This window comes from Mesorhizobium sp. M7A.F.Ca.CA.002.15.2.1 (assembly GCF_003998715.1).
Lineage (GTDB): Bacteria > Pseudomonadota > Alphaproteobacteria > Rhizobiales > Rhizobiaceae > Mesorhizobium > Mesorhizobium ciceri.
Map to the genome: position 1 here is coordinate 1 of NZ_RZPI01001267.1, position 460 is coordinate 460.

At 66.5% G+C, this 460-nt stretch carries 1 protein-coding gene; it reads left to right on the plus strand.

The window, feature by feature from the left end; genetic code table 11:
- Positions 1 to 460, plus strand: a 460-nt coding sequence (locus ENZ74_RS34060) for an FAD-dependent oxidoreductase (protein WP_164761516.1), incomplete at both ends; no start/stop codon positions are given.

The following is a 460-nucleotide window of genomic DNA, read 5'->3' on the forward strand; positions in this document are numbered from 1 at the left end:
ATCTCTACTACCGCGAGCGCAAGGCGAGCGAAGCGGAAGAAGCCGACATGAAGGCCGCCGACGCAAAGCTGTTCGAACTGCTGGCCAGGCATGAAGTGAAGGACGGAGATGACGATCGTCTTTCGGCGCTGTTGGCAAAAGGCCATGCGCCGCGCGCCGCCGCCACCTTCGCCGGGCCGATGGATTTCGGCGCCGACGAGGACGAAATCTCGATCCTGGACTTCCAAGCCGCCGCCGATCTCGACCCGAACTACTTCAGCAAGGAGGGCCTTGGCGCGCTGGTGGCGCGTTTCGGCGCCGGCGTGCCGGTCGAACTGTCGACGCCGGTGCGTAAGATCCTGTGGGACGTGCCCGGCGTCGCCTGCGTCACCGATCGCGGCACCGTCCGCGCCAAAGCGGTGATCGTGACCGCTTCGCCGGCGGTGCTCGCCCTCGAGGAGATCGCGTTCTCGCCGGCGAA